Raw genomic sequence first — 26,849 nt, 5'->3', positions numbered from 1 at the left:
CATAAATATTTTATAATTTAAAAGTTAGAAAAAATTAATACTTTGAAAGTTAGAATTTTCAAAATTAGAAAATCAAAGAAAACTTATAAGTTAATTTTTTTTAATTCCCATGATTATGTCAATTAATAATTTACTATGTTTTTCTCTATTAAAATGCAACTTAACATACTCAGAACCTTTTCTTCCTATTTCAAATCTTTCTTCAAATGACATTTTCCCTAGGCTCAAAATGTTACGTGCAATTGCTTCCTCATTTTCAGCTTCAACACAAACACCGCAGTCAGCTTTTTTTACTAACTCTGAAGATTCTCTAGAACCAGAGACAATTATTGGTCTAGCTGCAGCCATGTAATCAAATAGCTTGTTCGGAAGATTTCCGTCGAAAAAATCACCTTTTAAATTTGGTAAAAGAAAAATGTCAGAACCGTTTAAAAATTCTAAAGATTTGGATCGAGGAATTGGGTCTAAAAAAATAATATTTTTTAAATTATATTTTTTTGATTTTTCTTTAAGCTTGATTTTCTCGTCACCGTCTCCAATTAGAATAAATTTAAATTTATGATTTGATTTAAGAATATTTGCTGCTTTAAGAACTGTATTTAAAGAATTGTATCTTCCATGAGCACCTAAATAAGTGCAAACAATTTTTGAATTTATGTCATATTTTTTCCGAATATTTTCTCTTGAGTTTTCAGAAATTTGATCGAATAGTTCGACATCTACACCATTAGATATAAGCAACACTTTTTTTTTATCTCTAATTTTATCTTGTATGTTATTCGCTATCCCTTCAGTTAGAGCTATTATTTTGTTTGAATTTTTATAACAAATTTTTTCAAAGAACTTAAGAAAGTAAATTAAAAATTTATTTTTTAAAACTCCAGAATATATTGCCGCATCTGGCCAAACATCAGTTACTTCAAAAACTAATGGGGCTTTTAAAATTTTTGAAGCTAGGACGCCTAGAAAACCTGTGCTTAACGGAGTAGAAACTGCATAAATGAGATCAACATCTTTTTTCTTGATTATTAATTTTAATGCTTTAAAAAAGTAAGAAAGATAGAAGATAGTTCTTCGAAAAAAACTTCCCCTTATATTTGTATAAACATTCAAATATTCAACACTTATTCCTTTTATATTTTTCTTTAAATTTGAATTATTATTCGGAAATCTTGGTGAAGCGGATTTGTAATCAATATTTGACGTAATAACGTTTACGTCAAAACCATATTCGCAGAATTTTTTATAAAAGAAATAATTTCTATCGGAACCACTTTCCATTGGAGTGTCAAAAATTTGTACTAAAACAAGAATATTCATTTCTTTAGAAAAAAATTAAATTCTAATATAAGTGGGTCAAATTTTAGTAATAAAATTTCTTGCCTTTGAGATAAAATAGGAGAAATTACTCCATAAGAAATTGGAATTTGGATAATCTCTAAAACTTTTATTTTGTTTATTTATAATCATTTCAAATTCTACTTCACTTAAAGCTAATTTCTTTGAAATATAATCTTTGTCTAGCCTCATTTGATTCTCATCCAAAGGTGGAGAGGATAACTCCTTTAAAGCGTCCTTTCTAGATAGCTGCCCAGAGCATATTTCTGCAGATAGATAGGGCTTTCTTAAATCATATCCAAATTTTTTTAATAGATAATTTGAATGAAAAAATCTAGTGAATATTGACTCATAATGTTTTCCTCCATAATCTTTCCATCCAAGCTCTTCAATCAACTTATTCTTTGCTTCAATTTTGTTGTACTTTATATAGTTTAGTATGGGAATCCATCTTATTCTTTTAACTAGAAGAAAATAAATGTAATCGAAAGTTGATAAGGACGGATAAGTTTTTCTTATGTTTGATCCAAATTTTTTGTGGATTGATTTTATAATCCTTGAGTCTTTTGACTGATACAACCAAGAGTAAGGCATTGTAGATTCAGTGACAACATTATTTCCAGCAATAATATAGGGTATTTTCATTTTTGCCGCAGTTTTTATAAGAATTGCCCAAATTGCATGGTCAGTAGGCATTTCAATATTTGAAATAGATGACTTTAAAAAAGAAATTTGTATGTCTCTAAATTCATTCCAGTCTAAAACATGTGTAATTAAATCAATTTCTAAAATTTTCATAATATTTTCTACATTTGAAACGGCTAACTCTGAATTCCAGCCATTATCTAAATGAACGGCAAGTGGGTTTAGTCCATGTACTTTTTTAAGAAGATAGGCAACGTAAGAACTGTCAACCCCTCCACTGACTCCAATAATACAATCATATTCAAAATTTTTTCTCTTCTGTTTTATTTGTTTTAAAAAATCTTCTAGTTTTTTAGAATCTTCAGGGCTTTCATGCAAATCCTTGGAAGATCTAATATCGTATTCTTTACAAAAAGAACAAACTCCATTGTTATCAAACTTAATTTCTAAAGCGGTAGAATCCATCACACACTTTGAGCAAATTTTTGGATTTTTAAATGTTACTTTCATGGTCAAAATCTATTAGATCAAAAAAATAAATCTTCGTTTTTTATATAACTTACTAAAACAGCTTTATGTTTTCCTTGATACACAAAAAGTGATCCTGCAGAAACTCCAGAAGCTCCCGCATTTATTCCGCTGATTAAGTCTTTTTTGTTCCCTGCCCCTCCGAGCAATATAAACGGGATACTTATTTTAGAGTTAACCATATTTGCTATTTGAATATCATATCCTTTCATCATTCCATCATTATCAATACTATTTAAAATAAGTTCTCCAGCGCCATTTTTTTGTATAGAATCTATGTACTGATCTAAGTTTATCTTAGTTTTTTTTGTACCTGAATTACTATAAATCGAGTATTTTCCAAATAAATTTTTTTTTGTATCAACACATGCAACAATAGATTGGCTACCGAAAATTTCGGAAAGTTCTTTTATAAACTTAAAATTTCCAAATAGATGTGTGTTTATGATTACTTTTTCTATTCCTATTTTGAATAGTTGCTCTACTTCTCCTATTTTTTTAATTCCCCCACCATAAGCAACAGGCATAAAAGCCTCGGAGACTATTTCTTCTAAATGACGATAATCTGGTTCGTCATCATGTCTTGATCTGTCTATATTTAGAATACAAAGCTCGTCTGCTTCTTTTTCATTTAAAATTTTTACAATATTTATAGGGTCGCCAATATACTTAGGGTTTTTAAATTTTGTTGTCTTAACTACTCCTTTGTCTTTTAAGAGCAAGGTGGGAATGATCCTATAAAACCCTGTCATAATAATTCAAGAAATTTTTGAATAAATTTTTACCGTAGCTATGACTTTTTTCTGGGTGAAACTGCACACCAAATAAATTATCTTTCTCAAAAGAAGAAATAAAATCTATCCCATATCTTGTTATAGATGTTTTATAAGGTAAATCTGAATCTTCCAAATAAAATGAATGAACAAAATAAAATCTTTGATTTTCTTCTTGAGATTTGAATAGTAAGCCATTGTTAGTTTTTTTTAAAAAATTCCAACCCATATGAGGAATTTTGAGATTCGATCTATTATTAAATTTAAATTGTTTAACATAATAATTTACCAACCCTAATCCTTTTTCATTTCCTTCCTCGCTTGAAAGACACATCAATTGCATGCCCAAGCAAATACCTAGGGTAGGTATTCTTTTTTCAACTACGGCTTCACTAATTGTATCTGCTAGGTTTAAATCATTTATATTCTGCATAGCTCTATCAAATTTTCCAACTCCAGGAAGAATCAAAAAATCTGCTTCATTTATTATTTTTGCTTCATTAGAAACTTGAGAGTCGAATCCCAGAAAAGAAAGCATATTTTTAATTGAACCAGTATTTCCCATACCATAATCAATTATTACTATTTTATAATTTTTGCTCAAAACTTTAGATATACCAATGCATTTTAAAAAACTTGTATAGATTTAATCTCAGATAATAAATTTTTCCATAAAAATAAGAAGTCAATGTTTCCTTTTTTCTTTTAGGTATTAATTTCTCAAATCCTTCCTTTTTTAAAAATTTAATGAATGGCCTACACCATTTACCTTTGACAACTCCATGCGCATGAGGGAAAAGGGGTTTTTTCAAATTAGTTGTTAAAGCATAAAATTTATCTTCGAAATTATTTGGAGCGTTATTTTTATCATGCTCCCATATATCTTTGCCTTCTAAAATAAGTTTATTAAAAGTTTTTTTATGGTACAAACAACACCCTATTGCAGCTCTATATTTGACAAATTTTGGTATCGGGCCAATGAGATCGTCTTTTTCTTTACTGTATGCAACTGGGTAAGTTGGAATCAGCAAACAAGATCCAGCATCTTTTTTCTGAGCTAAATTTAAGATTTTTTTTATAAAATTGGTGTCGATCTTATCCGACAAAATGGCATCATCAATCCAAAAAACAAACCAATCAGTAGGAATGTTTTGTGATATCTTTTTTAAATTTGAACCATAGTCTCTATCTTCTCCTAATTTTATAGTTTTTACTCTTTTTGATTCAAAAGTCTTAAAGTTTGAAATTAGGTAAATTTCATATGGACAATCTGGCCAATATTTAAAAAAACATGAAAAAAAAATATCCCAAAGATCAGAATATTTATCACAAGAAGACACCACGAAAGATATTTTTTTTTCTTGATCCATTGTAATTTTTTAAATATTCTGAAAAATTTTTAAGTATTCTTTTTGATGTAATGACCAGTTAAATTTTTCTTCAACAGCTCTTCTACCATTTTGTCCATATTTATAGGCTAACTCTTTATTTTCTAAAAGAAAACTAATTGCGTTTTTTATTTCACTCACATTTCCAGGTTTTACATATATTCCGCATTTATATTCATCTATTATTTCCTTCCAAAGCTTATAGTCAGTACAAACAAGAGGAAGTCCAGCTTCCATATATTCAAACAATTTGTTTGAGCCGTAAGATCCCAAATTTCCTCCTAAATTAAGTTTGTAGTCGTAAACTACTATTCCAACTGAAGTCATTTCATAAAATTCACTCAATCTCTCCCAAGGAATCCTTTCAGAAAAGTCTAACTGATTGAAGGCTTTATGAGACGAAAGAGAATTTAAATGAGCTTCATCAAAAAACCCTACTATTTTGTATCTTACATCCTTTAAATCTGAGATTGCTTCTAATATTTCTTCTTGATTACTATAAGAATAAACAGTTCCTGTATAACAAATTACTTTTTTTCTGATTAGATAATCATCTAGTAAAAAATTTTTTTTATTTTTAATAATTGGAAAATTTGCAACTAATGTACATTCGATACCATTTTTTTTAAATAACTCCAATACATGATGATGGGGCGTAATTACTCGATCATATTTTTTTAATGCCCAAAAAAGATATTGTTCAGTTGCTAATGATATAAATTTTCTTAAGAAAGTAGGCATCCAAAGTAGCCATTCTTTTTCTAATATATGCCTTGGTAAATCTTCATGAGCGTCGTAAATAATCTTTTTCCCAATCAATTTAAAATATAAACCTAAAAATATTAATTCAGGTGAGTGAAATTGATAAATATCAGCATTTATTTTTTTTGCACTGAAAAAAAATTGAAAAGTTGCAAACAAAAGTACAAAAATTCTTTTTTTTAAAAAAACATTACAGGAAAAGATTTCTATTCCATCTAATTTTTCGTTTCTTCCCCCATCATTTGACAAGATAACGACTTCATTATTTTGTTTCTGCAACGACTTACATTGCCTGTGAAAGACCCTTGCATCGTTTCTAAAGTAACCACTTATTACATGACAAATTTTCAATGTTTCTACTCCTTTCTCGGAAGACTATAAAGAGTAAATATAATTAAAAGTAACCCTCCTGACATTAAGGCAATTGAGAGATTTAAATTCAACAACATAAAGGTTGTAGTTATGATGACAATAAAGATTACAGATGATGGTAAATTCTGGGAGGCGCCATCCAAGAATTTCAAAACTATAGTTAGCAAAAGAGGAAAAATAATTATTCCAAGATATCCTAAATTCATTACAGCATCGGAAAACAAACCATTGTTTGCACGGGCATAATAATCTCTATTATGATAATCAGCCAAAATCATATGCAAACTTCTTTCATAAGGAGATTCGAAGAAATATCTTAAAAAAGATTGTCTAAAATAATCTGGCTGATAAGTAGAAAAAAATTCGTAATAAATGTGATGGTATTTTGCAGGTATGAAATATATTCGATAACTCGAAAACATTGAGCTGATCGCAGTATTCAACAGATAAAACTCCGCTAAAGTAATCAGAGTTACAAGTATCGTGCCGATTAAAAATAATCTAGGCAAAGAAATGTTTCTTATAAAAAAACAACTAAACACTCCTAGAAACAAGAGTAGAAATACTTGTTTAGAAGCAGATATTCCAAAGTTTAATAGAATTATGAACGCTAGAATTAAAGAAAATAATTTCTTTCCTTTTGCAAACATATAAACCATTAATATGGGGAGAAGGTTGTCTCCAGCATGTTGTAAATAACCTATCAGAGGGAAGTTTGAATAGTCTCTTGCTTCTACTCTTAATCCATAAATCATTGCGGAATCAAAAATATTAAAAACAAATCTAAATCCAGTATTTAACCAAGATAAGTAAATAACTGCTGTACAAATCAGAAAAATTAAAGCCAGGTAGAAATATCTAGACCTTAGTTTTTTAAATACATTTAAGTTGAAAGAAGGGATAAGAATAATTAAAAGAAAAAGCAAAAACCAATATACCCAAAGCAAAAATATATAATTTATTGGATAAGTTCCATATGCCGCAATTAATGTAGTCGAAGGAACAAGAGATATTAAACTCAGCAGAAAAATTATATTATTACTAGGATTCTTATTGAAATATATCTTAGTCAGAAGTGGTAAAAGTGAAATTAAGAAAATCCAAGATACAGTTTTAGAAAAGAAAGTGGGTTCAAATAAAAAAGGATTTTCATAATTAAAAACTATCTTTGTTATTAAGTACGATTTATCGCATAGATATCTAAATAAGATTATTCCAAAAATTAGTAACGCAGTTTCGATGTTTATTTTAAGATTTAGATTTGCCTTTTTTTTTGAGGAAAAAAGGAAAGGCAAATTTTTATCTTTAAAAATAGAAGCCATTAGAATCTACTCTTTCGCATAATAGTAAGAAAGAACCATATAAAGAATATGCGAAATACTTCCTGCGAGTGTCATCAAATGTAAAGTTACATTTAGATCTGAAAAATACATAGTTCCAACAATCAAAGAGCAAACCAATATGACTATATAAAAAACTTGCCAAATTAAAGCAATATGCATTTTTTTTACCACAACAAAAACATCTTTCAATGACATGCTTATAAAACTAAAACAAAATAAAGGAATGAGAATTTGGCCATATTTTCCTGCATCTTCCCATTCCTGTCCAAAAAAAATTCTAAAAAAACTCGGTAGTATCAAGTATAAAAAACTGAAACCTATAGTAGCAATAGCAACTATAGGAATTAAAAGTTTAAAATATAAAGGTCTGCAATTTTTAGAGACTTCAAATTCCTCAATTGCTCTTTGTCTAAATACATCTTTAATAGCCGAACTAAAAATTGTTATGGGTGCATACAATAATGAAGAGACAATAGAAACTAATCCAACTTGAGCGCTTCCAAAATAGGAACTTATAAAAAAAATATGTATAGAACCGCCTAAGTTGCTTATTATTTGATCCGGCATAACAAATTTTGGAAAATCATAAACTAACTCAGGTGACTGTCTTATATCTTTGAAATTAATTGACTTAAAAGAATTTCCATCAAGGCTCCTTAGCATAAAAAAACAATAAAAGATCATGAAAAGCTTTCCAAAAAGATCTCCAAGAATAAGCCCCCCAAATTTTATAGCTGAAAACAATCCAACGATAAGTTTAAAAATTACATTAGTCACAGTATAAAAAGCCTTATTAAAACTCAAAGCTGAAAAATATTTATACTTAACATTCCACTCATTTGAGATATTAAATATAACGGCCCCCAAAGATATTATTGGAACAGAGAAAATCCAAGTTGTTAAAAGTGGCTCGTTTAAAATTTCCGAAATATTTTTGTTGAACAGAATAATTAGTAAAGTGAAGAAAGATAAAATTATAAATGATCTGATTAAAATATAGGCCGAAAGATTTATTGACGCCCTTTTAGATTTCGACAATAAAATTCCTCCTTCATAAGCCCCACTAGATATGACTGCGATAATTGGTACTAATGAAGTGATAATTGCTAGAAGACCAAATTCTGAAGGAGAAAAAATCCTTGCTAAAAATGGATAAGATATCATTGGAAACAATTGAGCAATTCCAGTGCCAAAAGTGACTATTAAAGTATTTTTTATAAAAGGACTGTTGCCAAGTTTAATCTTAAAAAAATTTAGAATTTTTATCATAAAAAAACTGATTAATTCAAACCACAAAAATCTAGTTCTTTTTTCCCTTCAATTTTTTTTATTGATTCGAACTCTTTATGATTTACCAACCATATGACGATGTCAGCATTAAAGTAAGCTTTTTCGTGATCTGAAAGTTCAAAATCAACATGACTTTTTAAATTAGGCTCACAAATTAAAGTCTCAAACTCAGTTTGATTAATTAAATTTTTTGCAATTTTTAAAGACGGAGATTCTCTCATGTCATCTGAATCTTTCTTATATGTAATTCCCATACATGAAACTAGTGGATATTTTTTATTAATTTCAAAATACTCTTTTATAGTAGATATAGCTTTTTCTATACACCATTCTGTTTTGAAATCATTTACCTCTCTAGATTTTTTAATAAGATTTGTTTTATCGGGGAAATCTGAAATCAAAAACCAAGGATCAACAGCTATACAATGTCCACCAACTCCCGTACCGGGTTTTAAAATATTTACTCTTGGATGTTTATTAGCTATTTTAATTAAATTATTTACATTGACGTTCAATTCATCACAGATGATAGATAATTCATTTGCAAAAGCAATTTGATTATCTCTGAAAGAATTTTCTGCAAGTTTACAGAGTTCCGCAGTAAAAGAGTCAGCTTCATACAAATTTCCGTCTACAAATTTTTTGTAAAAATTAATAACTTTTTGAGTTGAAATTTCATCTATACCTCCAATCACTCTGTCATTGTTTTTTAATTCATGCAAAGTATTTCCAGGTAATACTCTTTCGGGACAGTAAGCAACATAAATTTCATTTTTTAAGTCTTTTCTTTCTTTAAAAATCTTTTCTGAAATTAATTGAGTTGTTTTTACAGGTACTGTTGATTCAATTACTAAGATGTTGCCTTTTTTTAAAAAAGGAATTACTGAATCAACTGCAGAATTTAGAAACGATAAATCATAGGACTTATCTGGGTTGACTGGGGTTGGCACTACAATAAAAAAAACGTCGCCTGCTTCTGGTGAAGATTGTGCTCTAAAATTATTTTTTTTGATTACCTTTAAATAAAGATTTTGTAATTCAATTTCATTTAGAAATAAATTGTGTGAATTTATTTCTTTTATTTTTTTTTCATTGCTGTCTACACCAATAACATCAAAATTTTTGTCGGCTAATAGTAGAGAAGTCGGTAACCCAACATAACCAAGACCAATACAATTAATTTTCATTTTTTTTAATAAAAGGCTTTAATGGTATCGGAAATATAAAAAATTTCTTCATTTGTTAATTGAACGCTAGAGGGTAGCCAAAGCCCCTTTCGATCAACTTCGTCGCAGACAGGAGCATCCAAATCAATATTGTAGGCTTTTTGCTTATTTAAAGGTGGGTACATCACCCTGGTTCCAATATTGTTTAATTTTAAATATTGAATAAGTTCTTCTCTATTTTCAACTAGAGAGTCTATAAACCAAGGTGTTGTATGTTTTAAGTTATGATCAAATAACTGTAATTGTTTTAAAGTTTTTAATTCTTCTTTATATATTTTCCAAATCTCTTTTTTTCTCTCCATTCTTTTCGGTAACTTTTTCATTTGCTCTATTCCAATACAAGCTTGGAGCTCGGTAAATTTGAAATTGTAACCAATCTCATCATGAATATCGTTTCCCCCAGAGGTTCTTCCAAAATCTTTAAGTTTTCTGAGCTTTTTAGATAATTTATCAGAATTGGTTACTATTGCTCCTCCTTGCCCGGTTGAAATTATCTTAGGCGCAGAAAAAGAAAAACTACCAATGTCGCCAACTGTTCCAATATGTCGTCCATCAGGATAATAAGATCCTAACGACTGAGCAGCATCTTCGATAATAAATAAATTATTTTCGTCAGCAAATTTAAGTAAATTATCAATACCGTATTCAGGATATCTTCCATTTGCAGAAACTAAAATTATTGCCCTAGTTTTATTTGTTAAGACTTTTTTAGCTTTTTCTAAATCTAGACAAAGAGTTTCTCTTTCAACATCCACAAATACTGGCTTTGCACCAAACATCTGTATTGAATTAGGCGTTGCAACCATTGTAAAATTGGGAATTATAATTTCATCATTAGCCTTCAGTCCTAATGCCAAAGCAGAAAGAGTTAGACTTATTGTTCCATTATTAACAACGATGCAATGTTTTGAAGATGTAAACTTAGCAATCATTGACTCAAATATCTCCGTCCTTTTGTACTCAGTCAAAAATCCATCTTCTTCCATATAATCCGAAAGTGCTTTTTTTTCCTCTTTGCCAAAAAGGGGTCGCATTTGCATAATGAATTCTTTAGGCATTATTTTTAAAACTTTGTCTTATCGGTTTCAACATCAACAAAAGGCCCATTTTTACTTTCTATAATTTGAGTATCATCCTCTAATATTTCGTATCCGTGTCCACCATAAGCAAAAACGTTCAAATCACCTTCAAATAAATCGTACTGTTGTAATTCTTCAAGTTCTTCAGAAAATAGAGTGACTCTCATACTACCTTTTCTAACATATACACACTCTTGAGTTCTCATAGCTTTCCTTTCAAAATCTTTATGAACGTGTTTGTCGAGTAATTTTCCCTTGTCATACCACCATGAACCCACCTGAACAAACATTTCATTTGGAGTAATAAAATTTAGACCTTTAACCCAATCTTCATCTCTGTAAATTATGCTTAAAATCTTATTATTATGTTTAATTACTTCCATTGTTAATTTGCAAGTCTCTGCTAGATAAAATAGGTTTTTTTATGGGCCAATCAATGTTCAATCTTGGATCGTCCCAAGCAACGGTAAATTGATCTGCTGCATCTATATAATCTCCTTTGTATGCTAGCTTATAATGATATGTAGCATTTTCACTTATAGTTAAAAATGCATTACCCATTCCAGGAGGAATTAAGATCATTTTTTTTTCATTCGAGTTTAGTCTAAAAGTCTCATGTTTTAAAAATGATGATGAAGATTTTCTTAAGTCCACAATGACTTGAAAAATTTTTCCTGAAATACAAGAAATTAATTTCCAAGACTTATGATCTCCATGAATGCCTCTCAAAACATTTTTCTTAGATTCTGAAAATTTATCATGAAGAAAAACAAGATCATCAGGCAAAAATTTATCAATTTTTTTATTTAAATAAGAAGTCCATATTGAGCCTCTATCTTCTTTGTGAACCGAAGGATAAATAATAGTAACGTCCTCTAAAAGATTTGAACTTCTAAAATCAAAATCAATTTTCATTCTACCCCACTGTAATCATCATATTTAAGATCGTAATCAACCATAATTTTCACTAATTTTTTAATAGATGTTTTGGGTTTCCATCCTAAAGATTTAAGAGCCTTTGAAGCATCTCCTTTGAGGAAGTCTACCTCTGATGGTCTATAGTATTTGGGATCAATTTTTATAATCGTTTCTCCAGAGAGTTTATTCTTTCCAATTTCTTTTTCTTTTTCTCCCTCCCATTCAATTTCTACGTCCACGCTTTTAAAAGCCATCTCTACGAATTCTCTGATACTCCAAGACTTTCCTGTTGCTATGACAAAATCGTCGGGTCTCTCATGTTGAAGCATCAGCCACATCGACTCAACATAGTCTTTAGCGTATCCCCAATCTCGCTTTGCATTTAAATTTCCTAATGTTATAAATCGTTGATTTCCTTTGACAATATTTGCCACTCCTTTAGTAATTTTTTTTGTAACAAATGTCTCTCCTCTTCTTGGCGACTCATGATTAAAAAGAATTCCATTACTTGCAAACATACCATAAGACTCTCTGTAATTTTTAGTAATCCAATAGGCATATAATTTTGCAGCTCCGTATGGAGATCTAGGAGAAAACGGTGTATCTTCATTTTGAGGCTCTGTTCCTGGGATACCGCCAAACAATTCAGATGTAGAAGCTTGATAATATCTTGGGGTTTGCCCTAAGTCTTTTAAAACATTTAATAAGCGAATTGCACCTAGTGCGTCAACTTCAGCAGTATATTCAGGAACTTCAAATGACACAGAAACATGGGATTGTGCACCTAAATTATAAACTTCATCGGGCTTAATTTTGGATAAAAGCATGTGAAGATTGCTAGAATCAGCCAAGTCTCCATGGTAAGTAAATAAATTTGGGTGCCGCAATAAATGATCTATCCTTTGGGTAGTAAAAACTGATACCCTTCTTGTTATGGCATGTACTTCATAATTCTTTTCCAAAAGAAATTCCGCAAGATAAGAACCATCTTGACCAGTAATTCCCGTGATGAAAGCTCTCTTTGGCATGTATGGTTATATTTTTTTTAAAATTTTTGATATCCTTAAGCTTGATTTACCATCACCGTAAGGATTCTGTTTAAAAGAAATTTTATTATACTCATTTTTGTTATTTAATAATTTAGTCGCCTCCGAAACTATCTTATCCTGATTAGAACCCACTAATTTGACCGTTCCTACCTCAAGCGCTTCAGGCCTCTCGGTAACTTCTCTAGTAACTAAAACAGGCTTCCCCAAAGTTGGGGCCTCTTCCTGAATTCCACCAGAATCCGTTATTATTAGATAAGATTTTGTCATAAGGTATACGAAAGAAATGTAATCAAGAGGACTACATAATTTTATATTTTTTACATTATTCAGCATGTTATTCACAGGAATATTTATTTTGGGATTCAAATGAACAGGATAAATAATTTCAATATCTAATTTAGAAAGCTGTTTCAAAGCTAAACATATATTTTTCAAACTTTTTCCAAAATTTTCTCTTCTATGTCCTGTAACAAGAATTAATTTTTTTTCTTTTTTTAAGAATTTAAATTTATTTTCTAACTCTTTTTTTAAAGCTTTTTTTGAATCTATCAATTTTGATGCAATTAAAAGAGAGTCAATAATTGTATTTCCAGTAACAAAAACATCCTTTTTTTTTATTCCCTCTTGAATAAGATTTTGTTTGGCAATTTTAGTTGGTGCAAAGTGAAAAGAAGAAAGTTTACTTACTATCTGCCTATTACTCTCTTCAGGCCAAGGAAAATCTAAGTTAAATGTTCTTAGGCCAGCTTCAATATGACCAATTTTAATCTTCTTATTAAAACTTGCTATTGCTGAATAGAGAGTTGTTGATGTGTCTCCATGAACCAAGACTAAATCAGGCTTACTCAAATTTAGAACGTTATCGATCTTTTTTATAATTTTCGAAGCAATATCGTTAATGGATTGATTTTTTTTCATTAGATTTAGGTCATAATCTGGTTTTATTCTGAACAAATTCAGCACTTCATCCAGCATTCCTCTGTGTTGAGCTGTCACACAAACTTTTACTTTAAAATATTTTTCTTTCTTGAGATTTAAAATCAACGGTGCCATTTTAATAGCTTCAGGCCTTGTTCCTATAACTATTAATATTTTCACGAAATACCTATTTTTTTAAATAGAAATGCCTAACCAAAATATATAAAGAACTTAAAAGAAATCCAAAAAATGACCACATAATTACAATTAGAGATCTCGAAGGAGATGATTTACTCTCTGGAACAAAAGGTAAGTCAATAGGTTTAAGAATATAAAAATCTTTCACATCAGCAAGCATTATTATATTCAGCTGTGTTTTAATAAGTTCGTTTATTGACAATCTAGTATCCTCAATTAAAGTTTTTCCCAAGACCGACTGCAAATATTCAAGAGAAAATGTAGCTTCATTTTTATCTCCTTCCTTTGTAAGAACGTTAATTTCATTGATTACTAAATTTAATAATTCTTCAGAAAATTTAGGAGAAAAATGTTCAAATTTTAAATCTATAAATCCGGTTTCAGTATTTTTTTGAACATCTAAAGAACTGTTAAATGCAGCATGGAATTCTAAAAAGGTGGGCTTATAAGATTTACCATTACTTCTAGTTTGCCAAACACTTTGTTTGAAAATTTTTTCATTATAAAAAATTTTTTGTTCATCAGGATCATATTTTTCAACTGCAAAAAAATTTTCTACAACTCCAGGAAATGAATAAATATGTTTAGAGAATTCTTTTGATTTTATTCTTTCCATAACCCAAAAAGATTTGTCTCCGGAGTCACCAGACCCTAAATTTATCCCAGCAAGCGATGCGATACCTCCGAATTGACTTCTTATCGATGACATAGCGCCGGAAGTGCTTGAATTTGACTGTACTTCTAGTATTGATTCGGAAGTATATTTATTTGGGATAGATAAAGAATAAAAAATAGAAATAATTGAAAACAAAAAACTGAGACTTATTAAAAAAAATTTTCTATTCCAAAGGACAAATATTATTTCTCTTAAATCAATTTCTTTCGATAAAAAATTTTCAAGCTTCGATGCTTCTTCTTTATTCATATTTTTGCCCCGCCATGCAAATCAATTATAGAGCCGTTCATAAAAGGATTTTTAACTATCATTTCTAAAACGTTAAAAATATCTTCAGCAGTTCCCAATTTTTTTCCAGGAATTGAATTTAAATATTCCTTCTGCAATGATTTGTCTAATTTATAAAATAGAGTAGATTCAAAATATCCCAAATTTATTATATTGGAAGTAATGCCAAATCTCGCATATTCTGATGCAATATTATTGCTTAAACCGATTAGCGAAGACTTTGAAGCCCCATATACAGATGCTCCTTTAGCTCCCAAAAAAGCTCTTTGAGACGATAAATGGATAATCCTGCCCCAATTATTTTTTATCATAATGGGAATAAGCATTTTATTGAGATAAAAATTTGAAAATACATTTATTTGAAAAGAATTTAATAATTCTTCCTCCTCAACATTTACCAGAAGATTATCTTGATTAAAAACTCCAAAATTAATCAGTACTATTTTGGACAAATCTTTCGAAATTTTATTAATGAAAGCTTCTATTTGTTTTTTTTTTGACAAATCTAATTTTTTTAAAAGATGAAAATCCTTTGTTTCCTTCGGCCTGGATTTATTATAGGTTCCAAAAACAAGATTTCTACGAGAAAACTTTTTTACAGAAAAATTAGCTAGCCCTGAATTGGCGCCTATAATAATAAATTGTTTATTTTTAATAATTGACAATTGTCGCTCCATAAGAAAGTCCAACCCCAAATCCACAACAAACTATTCTCATTTTTCTCCTCAATTTTTTTGAATTTACTAAATCTTTGATTAGTATTGGAATTGTTGATGAAGTTGTATTTCCAAATTTAGAAGCATTTCTTGGCAGCTTTTCGGAAGGAATTTTTAACTTTCTTTGGATGTTATCTAAAACCACGTTACTGGCTTGATGGAATAAAAAGAAATCTATGTCATCAATAGAATAATTATTTGTTTCCATTAATTCTAAAATCAAATTGGGAATCTTATCCATTGTAAAAAGCAATACCGATTGTCCGTCCATAAAAATACTTTTGTTTTCATTTTTAAATTCTTTAGACGCCCCGCTGTTTTTAAAAATCAACTTATCATATCCAGATCCATCTGTTCCAAATAAAAACGGTCCAATTTTTGAAGTCTTACCTTTCGACAATATAGTAGCTGACGCACCATCGCTAAATATAGGTTGGGTCGAACGATCATGTTCGTTCAGATATTTTGTATAAGTTTCGCCGCAAATAATTAAAATTTTAGAATGAATATTAGATTCTAAAAAAGAAGAAGCCACCGAAAGAGCATAAACAAAACCAGAGCAGCCCATATTTATATCAAATGCAGAAATTTCATTACTCAAATTAAGCTTATCTTGCGCAATGCTTGCGTTGTTTGGTAAGAGAAAATCTGGAGTTTGAGTGACAAAGATACAACAATCAACCTCTTTTAATATTTTATGAGAAAACTTTTTTGCAGCATTAATGCCAAGACTCAGAGAGGTTTCATGCTCAGAAGAGATAAATCTATCCTTTACACCGACTTTTTCAAATATTTTTTCTACATCCCAATCAGGGTTGTTTTCTTTTAAATTTTTTAGATTTTCTTTTTTTGAAGCTAGATGGTACTCAATACCTTCAATTTTAGCTTGGATCATATAGGTTATGAACTTTCAGTAAATCTATAATATCTTTGCATGAGGCAGCACTGGAAATGTCTTCTATTTTTGACGTTTCGCCATCAGATAACTCATCTAGTGAGGTAAGAATACTTAAACTTCCCAAAGAGTCCCATTCTTCGATAGTATCAATACTTGAATCCAAATTAACTTTCGAAGAATCAACATCAAGCGCTTTCGATATTGCGTCAAATAAAGTTTCTTGGGTAATTTTAGGCATTTATTTAACTATTTCTAACTCTCTTTCATTATACACTTTTCTTTTAAAATCTGTAAAAACGGGATTGTAATATTTACAGTTCTCAAAATGAAAATGTGTAACCATACTTTTTCTAGTTAAATTTTTATTAACCCTCTTAAATGCCCCATGTAATAAATTTGCCGACCAAATCAAACATTGACCTTTCTTGATGATAACAGGCACAGTCCTGAGACTAAATTCTTCCATCTGTTTTTTCACAAATTCTTCGTAAATAGCATAATTTCTTTTGACTTCTTTAGTGGTTTTCGGAATCTCTAAGCCTAAAGATTCTTGTGAAGTTATAGGAAGCGAAGATGAATTCGGGACCACTTGAAGAGGTCCTGAATCCTCATGAATATCTTCCATTGCTATCCAGACGCCGCATAAAAATCTATCTGGTGTAGACCCAAAATGCCAGTAATCGCTATGAAGGGGTTGTTCAGTTGACGCGTAAAAATTGATTGTAGAAAAAGGAATAGGTTTTCTTTTATAAGCAAGATTTAGAAACTCAATAACATTCTTGTCATTAGAAAGAAGTGAGATTTCTTTTATTTTTTTCCAAGCTTCTACTATCCTTGGGCTTTCATTGTAATGATAATATTTTGGATTTTTAGAATAATTTTTTGTTTCTATTAAGGCGTCAAGTTTTAACAAAGCATCATCAATAACTGAGTTATCTGAATACAAATCAAAAACAGTGAACCCTTTTTCTGAAAATTCTTTTACGTTTTCATAAAAAGGATTTTTTAAATCGTATTCTTGTTCATTTATGTTTGAATTTTCTACTTCAAACCAAGGTAGATCATCATTCATGATTAATTATAAGCCTTATAAATACTAGTTGAAGCGACTAATATACCAAATTTTTCCTCAAAGGAAATATGCCCTAAATCTTTTAAATCATTTAAAGCTTCCAGATTGTTTGCCATTGAACTTGGCAACGGCCAATCTTTCGAATTGACCAATTCTAAATTTTTAAAATTTTCTCTAGCCTTATTTAAAATAGACGCAGAATTAGATAATGATATTACTGGAAAAAAAAACAATCCGTCATTTTCTAGAAATGAAGGAGCCTCGCAAAGCACCTTATTTGTGAGAATGTCTCCGCCTATTCCACTATCACAAGCTATATTTTCAAACCAGGGAGAAAGTTTAGCTACTTCCGAAGAAATCCCGGAAATATCGTCAATTATGCAATCAAATCTCCTATTCCAAGATGAGAAAGTATCGGATAGCTCAATTTTAATTTTTACATTATTTAAATTTGCATTTTTACTTACTACATCTTTTACAGTCTCAAAAACGTCAGAAGCAAAGAAAGAATGTTTAAATTTTGAAAGTTCGTTTATGACTATTCCAACGACGCCTGAACCGCACCCCAAGTCTAAAATGGTAGAATTTTTAGAAAGATTTTTTAGAACACTTTCAATAATTAAGTTTGTAGTAAAAGTTGGCTCAAAAGTAAATCTATCTAAAAATAAATCGAAATCGTTATCTTTTGAATACTTAAATTTAATTTTTTTCATCTAAATAATGACTTTTGATATCATTAATTGCTTTCTTATCTCTAAAACCAAAAGTTTTAAACCCTCTTACTTTAGGGCCTATTACTGCAAAATCCTTTACATCTTTATTTATTAAAGTTTGTGCAGTTGCAGTAGAATGCTTCCCAATTGTAATGCCAGGTAAAACAATACAATGAGATCCTAATTTTGCTCCCTCTTCAAAAACCACAGGGCCGTCGATAATCTTTGAGTATTTTCTGTCTATTGAGGGACTCATAAGTGTTGGAGATATAAAATCTTCAACTGCGGAAAAAATACTAGTGTGTGAAGAAATTCCAGAAAAATCCTTCAAGGTAATCCCATATCCTCCACTTAAATTACAGAAACATGAAATATGCACATTTGAACCTATGTATATTTTTCCCTTCAATATTACATAATCATCAATTCTTACGTTATCGCCCATTTCTCCATCCTCTATAGAGTAAAAGTTTGCAAGCCTGCTGACTTTCAAATTTTTCCCAATTTTTTTGAAGCCAAAAGAAATTAATTCTTCGTCGGAGTAGTACATAGATATTTACTTGGTACCCAGGGCCGGACTTGAACCGGCACGAAGTTGCCTTCGAGGGATTTTAAGTCCCTTGTGTCTACCAATTCCACCACCTGGGCTATTTAATTATCTCCTTGATATATCTTTTTATTTTTTTGTTCCTTGATGCTAAAGCTATATTAGCACCTAGAAAACCTGTTTTAGAACCACAATCATATATTTCTGAAGTAGAAAGATTAGCATTTATTTCTTCTAAATCTTTTTTAACCAAATAATTAATTGCATCTGTTAATTGGATTTCTCCATCTCTTCCAGGCTTTAATTTTTTTATAGCATTCATTGTGCTAAATGGAAGAATATACCTTCCCACTATCCTTAAATTGGAAGGACTATTTTTTGGTTTGGGCTTTTCTATAAGACCAAAAACTTTTTTTTGTGATTTTGATTTTAAAATTTTCTTTTTTAAATCTACCACTCCATAATTTGGAACGTCTCTTTTTAAAACTTTTTCGACCAATAGCTGACCAGAGCCTGACGTAGTGAAATTTTTCATCATTTTTGCAAAATCTTGCGATAGCTCTTTTTGCACTAAGAATTCATCTGGCAGTAAGACTGCAAAAGGTTCGTTCTTCAATAAATGCTCAGCACATAAGATTGCATGTCCCAGTCCTAGAGCATTTTCCTGCCTAATAGAGCTGATTTTAATATTCTTTGGAATCAAATTCTTTACGGACTTTAAAATTTTTCTTTTTCCAGAAACCTCCAAACGATGTTCTAATTCATAATTATTATCAAAATGATTTTCAATAGCCTCTTTTCCACTACGAGTAATTAAAATAATTTCTTTAATTCCTCCACTTATTGCTTCTTCTACAACATGTTGTATCAAAGGCTTATCAAATATAGGTAGTAGTTCTTTTGGTATAGCTTTAGTAGCAGGCAGCATCCTAGTGCCCAATCCAGCTACTGGAATTAAGGCTTTTGAAACGTTTCTTTTATCCATTTCTAATTGTCTTTTGGAGGCTGAGGTCGGAATCGAACCGGCGTTGACGGATTTGCAGTCCGCTGCATGACCACTCTGCCACTCAGCCAAATTAATATATATTTTACTTTTTATTTTTATGAAATTCCCAAGAACTTTTGCACATATCCATTAGTGTTAATTTAGGCTTCCAGCCTAACTTTTTATTGATTTTTTCAGCGCTAGAGAAATATATTGGAAGATCTCCTTTCCTTTTATTTGTAAATTCGAATGGTACTTTTACGTCATTTATCTCTTCGAAAGAATTTATCAATTGAAGCACACTAAAACCCTCTCCAGATCCTAAATTAAATATTTCATAAATATTTTTTTTACTACTTTTTAGGAAATTCAATGCTAGAACATGACCTTCAATTAAATCCTCTACATGAATGTAATCTCTAACTGGCGTACCATCAAAAGTATCGTGATCTGAGCCAAAAATTTTTAAATTAGTTTCATTAGAATTTACGGCATTTACAATGTTAGGCATTAAATTCTCGGGGCTCCCAACAGGATCGTCCCCAATAAGGTAAGAATTATGTGAGCCAATAGGATTAAAGTATCTAAGTACGACTATCTTCCAATCTTTATGATTTTGATATGCGTCTTTTAAAATTAATTCTGATTGAAGTTTAGTCTTTCCATAATAATTTTCTGGTTTAAGATCATGAATTTCATCATATGGCAAGTAAATTGGTTTTCCATAAATGCAAGCGCTGCTGCTAAAAATAAAAAACTTGTTGTTACTTGATGTTTCATTGAGTGCTTCTATAAGGTTTCTAGTCCCATTAACGTTTACGTCAAAATATTCTTCCTTTTCAGAATTGGATTTACTAACTGACTTGAGGCCAGCAAAATGCATTATTCCTGATATTTTATTCTTTTTTAGGATTTTATTTAGCTTGGGTTTATCTCTGATATCTGCTTCATAGAATTCTATTTTTTTATTGGTAATCTTTTCTAATATATTTAAATTTCTTTTGCGGCTATTTGAGAGGTTATCAAGAATAATAACTCCATATTCTTGTTCAATTAACTTAATAACTGCATGGCTACCTAAATAACCTAATCCTCCTGTAACCAAGATATTCATTTTTTTAGCCTTTGACTAATTCAGTAATTTTCTCTCCTAAGGCTAATGATGACGTTAAGCCAGGCGAAATATAGCCGATAATGTTTATAGCGATTTTATTTTTTTTATCTAATTTTTCTAGTCCAAAATCTTGAGCTCCTCTTTCCTTTGCCCTTATTCCTGAATAATTAGGAGATAAATCACATTCTTTTATTGAAGGCCAATACTTTTGAAGCGATCTAACGAAATCCATTTTATTTTCATCTTCTACTTTATAATTTATTTCTTTCGTTTCTACTGCGGAAGGGCCAAATTTAATACCACTTCCGAGATCGATAGTTGCGTGAAGCCCCAAACTTAGAGACCCAGGCACCGGGTAAATTAAGTGATTTATTTTTTCTTTACCAGAATAATTATAATATTCGCCTTTAATGTACTGTACGTCTATCTCTCTAGATTTATCAATGAGTTTTGCTATTTCCGCAGAATGAATACCTGCAGCATTAATTAAAAATTTGGTTTGTAGAATATAAATTAGCTCATTATTCAAATCCTTAATTTTAACTTCAAAAAAATCATTCGTTTCTTCAATATCTAGGCACTCATTCCCCAAGAGAACTAACCCTCCTGCATCACAAAAATCTTTTTCCAAGGCTTTGAAATATTCATGGCTATCAAAAATACCGGAGGAAGGAGAAAAAATAGAATTCTTAACGTTTAAAAAAGGATAAATCTTTTTTAGATTTGGCTCATAAAATAAGTCTTCCAAACCACAATCAACGGCATTCAATCTAATCTCTTCAAGCTTTTTACACTCCTCTTCATTTGTGGCTAAAATGTATTTTCCGCAATTATTAAAATTGATATCTTTTTCAGTTAAATATTTATATAGCATTATTTTTCCTTTCAAACAAAGTTCTGATTTTAATGAATTTTTTTTGTAATAAATTCCAGCATGAATTACCTCAGAATTTCTACTCGAAGTTTCCATACCGAGATAATTGTTTCTCTCAATTAAATAAGTTTTTTTAAATTCTTGGGCTAGAAATTTTGCCGACGCTAAACCAGCAACCCCTCCGCCTATAACCAAACAATCAACTTCGTATTTATCCATTTTTTATTTTTTTATCCAGTTTAAAAAATAGATTGTTAAAGAAAAGTAGGAAATCAAAGTTGATAGTAAAAGAAGAATTAACGAAAAAGTTAAGTAAAAATTATTATGTAAAGGACTTAAAATCAAAAGAAAAATTGAGAAAAACTGAAAAGCTGTTTTAAATTTTCCATATTTATTTGCTTTGATTAATTCTGAATCCGCATTGTTTAAAATTAAAAAATACCTAAAGGAGGTGATAATAATTTCTCTCAAAATGATTAAAATTGAAAGTATTGTTAAGGCTTGATTTGCATAAATAAAGACTAACCAAACTAATATAGTGATTACAAGAATTTTATCAGCTATTAGATCAAGAAAAGCTCCCAATTCTGATTCTAATTCATATCTTCTAGCTAAATATCCATCCATAAAATCTGTCATAGAAGAAAGAAAAAATAAAAATGCGGCCAATATATACAAATCACTTTGCAATGAATAAATGATTGGCAAAACCAATAGAATTCTCAAAAAAGAAAGAAAATTTGGTATTAATTTCATAAGAATTTTAGTTCAAATATTTCTTGATGAGCTTGGCTTTTTGCTCACCAATGCCATTTACCTTTAAAAGGTCATCATAAGAAGCTTCTTTTAATCTTTTAGTGCCGCCAAAATGTCTAATTAAGAGATTTGCATATTTTTTTCCGATGGAGGGAATTTGGTCTATTTCTGATTTTAAATAAGAATTACTTCTTCTTTGTCTATGTTTTTTAATGGCAAATCTGTGGGATTCGTTTCTAATTAATTGTATCAACCTTGAGCACCCCTCAAGATCTGAAACGTTTAACTTGTAAGGAGAACTTTTTAAATGAATCTCATCATATTTTTCATTTCTTAAAGGTCCTTTCGAAATAGAAATTATATTAACTTTTTTAAAGCCACTCTTTTCTAACTCGCTAGATACAGAATTTAATTGTCCTTTTCCGCCGTCTATAATTAATAAGTCGGGAAAAGATTTATTATTATCTTCAAGATTTTTGAGTCTTCTTCTTACTGCTTCTGATAAAGCTAGATAATCATCATTTTTATCAAGCGAGAGGTTCATGCTCCTATAATTTTTTTTGTCTGGACCATCCTCCGAAAAGCAAACACATGACGCTGTAACTTTGCTGCCTTGATTATGACTTATATCGAAAGCTTCAATTCTTTCTAAATTTTTCAATCCTAATTTTTCTTTAAGGTTTGTAAAAGATTCTTTTACCCATTCAAAGGTATTTTTTCGATTAATTCTATCCAATGCCTGTGATTCGGCAATTTCAAGTAAAGGCTCATTTTTTTTAGATTTTTTTATAATCTTTATTTTTTTTTCTAAAATATTTTCTAATTCAATTTTATGATTTGATAGGTCAAAGTTTGCTATTAAATTTATTTTTTTTTCTTTTGTATTTAAATAATACGATTCAATAAATCTAAGAAACATATCCTTGTCTGCCAGTAGTTTCTGGTCTTCTAAGAAAAAGTTCTTTGTTGTGCTTATCCAACCGTCTCTTACCTCGACCAAGCTTATACAAATACTAAATTTATTCTTTTTAAAGGCGACGACGTCTATGTCTTGATACAAAGTCAATATGCTCTGATTTTTTTGTATGTCTCGTATGGCATTAATTTTATCCCTATAGAGAATTGCCCTTTCATAGTCTTTACTATCTGAATATTTATCCATGCTTTCATAAAGATCTTTTAAAACTTTTTCATTTTTTCCATTTAGGAAATTTTCTACGCTTTCAACATCCTTTTGATAATCCTCCTTAGAAATTAATCCAACGCAAGGAGCTGAACATCGGCCAATTTGATACTCTATGCAAGGCCTAGTTCTATTTTTAAAAACCACATCTTTGCAATCCCTAATTTTGAAGATTTTTTTACACATCTCAAGATTCTTTCTCATCGCACCAACGTTTGCATAAGGTCCAAAAGAAGTTCCCTCTTTTTGCTTTTGTCTGGAAATAAAAATATTTGGAAATTCTTTTGCAGAGGCAATGTGAATAATTGGATAAGATTTATCATCTCTGAACTGAACGTTGTAAGGAGGCTTGTGCTTTCTAATTAAGCTTTGCTCTAAGATTAAGGCATCCGATTCGGTTTTGGTTATTATCAAATCTACATAATTAATCTGAGTTCTTAAGGATTTTTGCTTCTTGGTTTCGCCTTTAGAAAAATAAGAAGAAACTCTATTTTTTAAATTTTTTGCTTTACCTACGTAAAGCAATTCAAAATCTGCATTAAAAAATTTATAGACTCCTGGATCTTCTGGAAGCTCAATTTTCTTTTCAAATACTTCTATGGCTTTAATGTAATTCAATTTTTTTTCCATCTGGTCTGCGATGATCTGTCCATCCTTTATAATTATTGTTTTCGATTGCGATTGATTGAGTTTCGCCTATATTTCTCTCGTAAAGCCGCATTTCTTTACTCAGTTCTTCAATCAAATCTTTGCTCAAGCCCTCATGAAATAAGATATCCGGCTTCCATTGATAATGCACTCTCTCTTTTTTGTTAGACTCAGATAATTTCATATCAAATTCTAAAACATTTAAAATTTCTTGAAATACCGTGTTTATTATCATTGAGCCCCCTTGAGATCCTGTAATTAAAACGGGCTTGGAGTTTTTAAATACAACAGTTGGAGACATAGAAGACAAAGGCGACTTTCTGGATTCGATTTTGTTTGCTTCTGACCCGACTAAACCATAAGCGTTTGGCGTACCGGGTTTGATAGAAAAATCATCCATTTCATTATTCATTAATATTCCAGTACCTTTTGCAACTATACCTGATCCATAAGCTGTGTTGAGAGTGTAAGTGTTGCTCACCACGTTTCCATCAAAATCAATTATAGAAAAATGCGTAGTTTGATCTCCTTCGTAAAAATATATTCCTGGCTCAACACTTATTTTCTCACCAGATTTTATTTTTTTAGAAATGATATTCGCGTAACTTTTAGAAGTTAATTTGTTTACAGGCGAATTGAAAAAGTTCTGGTCTCCTAAATACTTAGATCTATCTGCATACGCAAAACTCATTACTTTAGCTAAAAGTTTTATGTACTCAATTGAATTGTGTGAATACTTAGCAAGATCAAAGTTTTCAATAATATTTAACATTTGAATAATTGCGACTCCGCCTGAACTTGGTGATGGCATAGAACAGACTTCGTATTCTTTATAATCTCCACAAATAGGGTCTTTTAAAAAAACTTTGTAGTCTTTTAAATCCTCTATTGTTATAAGCCCACCGTTATTTGAAAAATCCGCTGCAATTTTTTCGGCTATTATTCCGTTGTAAAATACTTCTTGTCCTTGTTTTTTTATTAGATCTAAAGTTTCTCCTAAATCTGTCTGAATAAATACATCGCCTTCTTCAAAATCTCTTTCAGCGTTTATAAATATTGATTCGCTATCTGAGCCATTAGAGAATTTTTTTTTATATTTGTTGAAATTTTCAGCCTGAAAAGATGATAACTCAAAGCCGTTCTTTGCTATTTTTATGGCGGGAGAAATTAAATCATTCATTGATTTCGATCCAAACAAATCATGTATTTTAAACATTCCCTTTACCGTTCCAGGAACTCCTGCTGCTAGATAAGAATTAAGACTCAAATTTTTGATAACTTCTCCGTCTTTGTCTAAAAACATTTTTTCTGTTGCTGCTTGTGGCGCTCTTTCTCTATAGTCAAGTGCGAAGGTTTTATTTTTTTTGGCATCGTAATACAACATAAAACCTCCACCCCCTAAATTTCCAGCAGAAGGATTCACCACTGCAAGTGCAAATGCAACAGCAATAGCGCTGTCAACAGCGTTACCGCCTTCTCTTAAAATATTTGCACCAACATCAGTTGCCAGATGATGACGAGTAACAACTACTGCATTGTTCGGGTGATTATTTTTGGCGCATGAAGAAACAATTAAAAAAACAATAAAAACTTTCCAACCCATTTGCATTTGCTAGGCAATTAAAGAGTTAAATTGATTTATTACTTCATCTTTGTTTCTAGCTTGAGTAAGCTCTCTTCCAACAACCACAAAGTCAGAACCAAATTGAATTGCATCGAAAAGCGATCCAGACCTTTTTTGATCATCGTTACTTTGTTGCATTCTGATGCCAGGAGTGACCGTCAAAAAATCATTACCAAAATTTCTTTTTATTTCACTAACAGAATCAAGTGACGCAACAATACCATCAATTCCTAGTTCTTTTCCTAATTTGGCCAAAGTAAAGGTCGTTTCGTCAGTACCTTTATGCAATCCAATTTCATTTAAATTTTTGTTATCTAAACTCGTTAAAACTGTAACTCCAGTAAGTAAAGTTTGATGATTGAAATCTTTTATCCTCTTTACCGATTCCTCAATCATCTCTCTGCCGCCAAGTAAGTGAATATTGATCATCCAAACATTTAGACTCAATAGATTTTTTAAAGCACTTCCAACCGTATTTGGTATGTCGTGAAGTTTTAAATCAAGAAAAATATCAAAGCCAAGAGCTTGGATTTTGTTAACAATTTCTGGGCCAGAATTCATAAACAATTGCTTTCCAATCTTAACTCTATATAAATTTGGATCTAAAAATTTCAAAATTTCTTCAGTTTCTTCAAACGAATCAAGATCTAGTGCAACGATGACTTGTTTTTTATTTATTTTTATCGTCATCAGTTTTATAAGTTTTTTTGTTCTTTTTGAAAAGAAGAGGTATCTGAAGAATTAAACTTAAAATCATTCCAGTAACCAAAGCTCCCAAAATTGTGAATCCTAAAGAAACACCTTTTATTTCTAGAAAATATAAATCTATTTCAACAAAATCCTGATTCAGAAAAAAGAAAAGAAGAAAATAGCCTAGAACAAGAAAAAATAAAATTAAGTAAAAATACCTCACCCAAAACATTATATC

At 30.2% G+C, this 26,849-nt stretch carries 29 protein-coding genes and 2 tRNA genes; all 31 read right to left on the bottom strand.

Annotation, left to right across the window (positions count from 1 at the left end; translation table 11 throughout):
* Window positions 1-90: 90 nt before the first annotated feature.
* Window positions 91-1,320, bottom strand: coding sequence for a glycosyltransferase family 4 protein (locus M9C82_01125; GenBank protein URQ73763.1), 1,230 nt, complete (start codon window positions 1,318-1,320; stop codon window positions 91-93).
* Window positions 1,321-1,356: 36 nt separating this feature from the next.
* Entirely contained in the window at window positions 1,357-2,493 is a 1,137-nt protein-coding gene (locus tag M9C82_01120; protein ID URQ73762.1) for an N-acetyl sugar amidotransferase, read from the bottom strand.
* 17 nt (window positions 2,494-2,510) lie between these two features.
* Window positions 2,511-3,263, bottom strand: coding sequence for an AglZ/HisF2 family acetamidino modification protein (locus M9C82_01115; GenBank protein ID URQ73761.1), 753 nt, complete (start codon window positions 3,261-3,263; stop codon window positions 2,511-2,513).
* On the bottom strand, window positions 3,247-3,888 hold the full coding sequence (gene hisH, locus M9C82_01110; GenBank protein ID URQ73760.1) for an imidazole glycerol phosphate synthase subunit HisH: 642 nt from the start codon (window positions 3,886-3,888) through the stop codon (window positions 3,247-3,249). The genes M9C82_01115 and hisH overlap by 17 nt, the downstream gene beginning before the upstream one ends.
* A 4-nt stretch (window positions 3,889-3,892) precedes the next feature.
* Window positions 3,893-4,654 (bottom strand): hypothetical protein, encoded by a 762-nt coding sequence (locus M9C82_01105; GenBank protein URQ73759.1) that lies wholly within the window; start codon window positions 4,652-4,654, stop codon window positions 3,893-3,895.
* Window positions 4,655-4,663: 9 nt separating this feature from the next.
* Window positions 4,664-5,785: a glycosyltransferase gene (locus M9C82_01100; GenBank protein URQ73758.1), complete on the bottom strand. Its 1,122-nt coding sequence runs from the start codon at window positions 5,783-5,785 to the stop codon at window positions 4,664-4,666.
* Window positions 5,786-5,790: 5 nt separating this feature from the next.
* Window positions 5,791-7,128, bottom strand: a complete 1,338-nt coding sequence (locus M9C82_01095; protein URQ73757.1) for a hypothetical protein — start codon at window positions 7,126-7,128, stop codon at window positions 5,791-5,793.
* Between the two features lie 6 nt (window positions 7,129-7,134).
* Window positions 7,135-8,418, bottom strand: coding sequence for an oligosaccharide flippase family protein (locus tag M9C82_01090; GenBank protein URQ73756.1), 1,284 nt, complete (start codon window positions 8,416-8,418; stop codon window positions 7,135-7,137).
* 11 nt (window positions 8,419-8,429) lie between these two features.
* Window positions 8,430-9,626: a nucleotide sugar dehydrogenase gene (locus M9C82_01085; protein URQ73755.1), complete on the bottom strand. Its 1,197-nt coding sequence runs from the start codon at window positions 9,624-9,626 to the stop codon at window positions 8,430-8,432.
* Window positions 9,627-9,631: 5 nt separating this feature from the next.
* Window positions 9,632-10,723 (bottom strand): DegT/DnrJ/EryC1/StrS family aminotransferase, encoded by a 1,092-nt coding sequence (locus M9C82_01080; protein ID URQ73754.1) that lies wholly within the window; start codon window positions 10,721-10,723, stop codon window positions 9,632-9,634.
* A 5-nt stretch (window positions 10,724-10,728) separates the two neighbouring features.
* On the bottom strand, window positions 10,729-11,127 hold the full coding sequence (locus tag M9C82_01075; protein ID URQ73753.1) for a hypothetical protein: 399 nt from the start codon (window positions 11,125-11,127) through the stop codon (window positions 10,729-10,731).
* Window positions 11,114-11,659 (bottom strand): dTDP-4-dehydrorhamnose 3,5-epimerase family protein, encoded by a 546-nt coding sequence (locus tag M9C82_01070; protein URQ73752.1) that lies wholly within the window; start codon window positions 11,657-11,659, stop codon window positions 11,114-11,116. Before M9C82_01070 ends, M9C82_01075 begins: the two co-directional genes overlap by 14 nt.
* Window positions 11,656-12,690: a GDP-mannose 4,6-dehydratase gene (gmd, locus tag M9C82_01065; GenBank protein URQ73751.1), complete on the bottom strand. Its 1,035-nt coding sequence runs from the start codon at window positions 12,688-12,690 to the stop codon at window positions 11,656-11,658. Before gmd ends, M9C82_01070 begins: the two co-directional genes overlap by 4 nt.
* A gap of 6 nt (window positions 12,691-12,696) precedes the next feature.
* A complete protein-coding gene (gene wecB, locus M9C82_01060) occupies window positions 12,697-13,764 on the bottom strand; it encodes a UDP-N-acetylglucosamine 2-epimerase (non-hydrolyzing) (GenBank protein ID URQ74108.1) in 1,068 nt (355 codons plus the stop codon).
* Between the two features lie 52 nt (window positions 13,765-13,816).
* Window positions 13,817-14,752, bottom strand: a complete 936-nt coding sequence (locus tag M9C82_01055; protein URQ73750.1) for a Wzz/FepE/Etk N-terminal domain-containing protein — start codon at window positions 14,750-14,752, stop codon at window positions 13,817-13,819.
* Window positions 14,749-15,456, bottom strand: a complete 708-nt coding sequence (locus tag M9C82_01050) for an SDR family oxidoreductase (GenBank protein URQ73749.1) — start codon at window positions 15,454-15,456, stop codon at window positions 14,749-14,751. Before M9C82_01050 ends, M9C82_01055 begins: the two co-directional genes overlap by 4 nt.
* On the bottom strand, window positions 15,443-16,402 hold the full coding sequence (locus M9C82_01045) for a ketoacyl-ACP synthase III (GenBank protein ID URQ73748.1): 960 nt from the start codon (window positions 16,400-16,402) through the stop codon (window positions 15,443-15,445). The genes M9C82_01050 and M9C82_01045 overlap by 14 nt, the downstream gene beginning before the upstream one ends.
* Complete coding sequence (locus tag M9C82_01040; GenBank protein URQ73747.1) at window positions 16,389-16,643, bottom strand: hypothetical protein; 255 nt, start codon at window positions 16,641-16,643, stop codon at window positions 16,389-16,391. Before M9C82_01040 ends, M9C82_01045 begins: the two co-directional genes overlap by 14 nt.
* Entirely contained in the window at window positions 16,644-17,477 is an 834-nt protein-coding gene (locus M9C82_01035) for a phytanoyl-CoA dioxygenase family protein (protein URQ73746.1), read from the bottom strand.
* A gap of 2 nt (window positions 17,478-17,479) precedes the next feature.
* A complete protein-coding gene (locus M9C82_01030) occupies window positions 17,480-18,190 on the bottom strand; it encodes a methyltransferase (GenBank protein URQ73745.1) in 711 nt (236 codons plus the stop codon).
* Window positions 18,177-18,740 (bottom strand): acyltransferase, encoded by a 564-nt coding sequence (locus tag M9C82_01025; GenBank protein ID URQ73744.1) that lies wholly within the window; start codon window positions 18,738-18,740, stop codon window positions 18,177-18,179. The genes M9C82_01030 and M9C82_01025 overlap by 14 nt, the downstream gene beginning before the upstream one ends.
* Before the next feature lie 11 nt (window positions 18,741-18,751).
* A tRNA-Leu gene (locus M9C82_01020) sits at window positions 18,752-18,838 on the bottom strand.
* Window positions 18,838-19,722 (bottom strand): UTP--glucose-1-phosphate uridylyltransferase, encoded by an 885-nt coding sequence (locus M9C82_01015; protein ID URQ73743.1) that lies wholly within the window; start codon window positions 19,720-19,722, stop codon window positions 18,838-18,840. The genes M9C82_01020 and M9C82_01015 overlap by 1 nt, the downstream gene beginning before the upstream one ends.
* A 14-nt stretch (window positions 19,723-19,736) precedes the next feature.
* Window positions 19,737-19,810 (bottom strand) — tRNA-Cys (locus M9C82_01010).
* A 15-nt stretch (window positions 19,811-19,825) separates the two neighbouring features.
* Window positions 19,826-20,836 (bottom strand): UDP-glucose 4-epimerase GalE, encoded by a 1,011-nt coding sequence (galE, locus tag M9C82_01005; GenBank protein URQ73742.1) that lies wholly within the window; start codon window positions 20,834-20,836, stop codon window positions 19,826-19,828.
* Between the two features lie 4 nt (window positions 20,837-20,840).
* Window positions 20,841-21,929, bottom strand: coding sequence for an FAD-dependent oxidoreductase (locus tag M9C82_01000; GenBank protein ID URQ73741.1), 1,089 nt, complete (start codon window positions 21,927-21,929; stop codon window positions 20,841-20,843).
* Between the two features lie 3 nt (window positions 21,930-21,932).
* Window positions 21,933-22,466 carry a CDP-diacylglycerol--glycerol-3-phosphate 3-phosphatidyltransferase gene (pgsA, locus tag M9C82_00995; protein URQ73740.1) on the bottom strand — a complete coding sequence of 178 codons (534 nt, stop codon included), beginning with the start codon at window positions 22,464-22,466 and terminating at the stop codon, window positions 21,933-21,935.
* A 7-nt stretch (window positions 22,467-22,473) separates the two neighbouring features.
* Window positions 22,474-24,279, bottom strand: a complete 1,806-nt coding sequence (gene uvrC / locus M9C82_00990; protein ID URQ73739.1) for an excinuclease ABC subunit UvrC — start codon at window positions 24,277-24,279, stop codon at window positions 22,474-22,476.
* The gene (gene ggt / locus M9C82_00985; GenBank protein ID URQ73738.1) at window positions 24,254-25,900 is read right to left on the bottom strand and encodes a gamma-glutamyltransferase; all 1,647 of its coding nucleotides are present in this window, start codon (window positions 25,898-25,900) and stop codon (window positions 24,254-24,256) included. The genes uvrC and ggt overlap by 26 nt, the downstream gene beginning before the upstream one ends.
* Before the next feature lie 9 nt (window positions 25,901-25,909).
* Window positions 25,910-26,611 (bottom strand): orotidine-5'-phosphate decarboxylase, encoded by a 702-nt coding sequence (gene pyrF, locus M9C82_00980; protein ID URQ73737.1) that lies wholly within the window; start codon window positions 26,609-26,611, stop codon window positions 25,910-25,912.
* On the bottom strand, window positions 26,592-26,834 hold the full coding sequence (locus M9C82_00975; protein ID URQ73736.1) for a hypothetical protein: 243 nt from the start codon (window positions 26,832-26,834) through the stop codon (window positions 26,592-26,594). The genes pyrF and M9C82_00975 overlap by 20 nt, the downstream gene beginning before the upstream one ends.
* Window positions 26,835-26,849: the final 15 nt, after the last annotated feature.

The sequence above is a fragment of the SAR86 cluster bacterium genome (assembly GCA_023703675.1).
GTDB lineage: Bacteria > Pseudomonadota > Gammaproteobacteria > Magnimaribacterales > AG-339-G14 > AG-339-G14.
Note: the sequence above shows the minus strand (reverse complement) of the source record. Positions and strands in the feature narration are given on the sequence as shown.